The sequence below is a fragment of the Psychrobacter sp. AOP5-GZ1-6 genome, assembly GCF_052376345.1.
Classification (GTDB): Bacteria; Pseudomonadota; Gammaproteobacteria; order Pseudomonadales; family Moraxellaceae; genus Psychrobacter.
Genome location: NZ_JBQSVP010000358.1, coordinates 1 through 380, shown reverse-complemented (window position 1 = coordinate 380; position 380 = coordinate 1). Strand labels below are relative to the sequence as shown.

The window sequence follows — 380 nt, the reverse complement described above, 5'->3', positions numbered from 1 at the left end:
TTATGAAACCGAGCGTTATCCATGACAATCACGCATTTGGTTTTAAGGCTTGGGATTAGGGTGTGTTTGCACCAATCGTAGAATATGCCGCTGTTAATGTTGTGTTCAAAGTAATCCAGTGCAAATAGCATCTTTTCATATAGAGCCCCAATGACGTTGGTTCGCTTTTTACCTTGCCAGTTGTAGCTGTCGATACAGGGTTTGCCTATCAGTGCATAACCATGAGGACGAATGGTCTGGCTTTCAAAACCGCTTTCGTCCATATACACAATGGGATAACCTTGCTGTTTAAAGTTATCAAGCTTACTCTGATACGCCGCTCTTTTTATTGGACATGCTTTTGGATGCTCTAAGGTCTTTTTTTTTGACTGATGCCTAGG

1 protein-coding gene is annotated in these 380 nt (G+C 41.8%); it reads right to left on the bottom strand.

From position 1 onward, the window contains the following. Positions 1–380 (bottom strand): transposase (locus tag ACT3RN_RS16200; protein ID WP_444518883.1); only part of this gene is annotated, 380 nt, incomplete at both ends.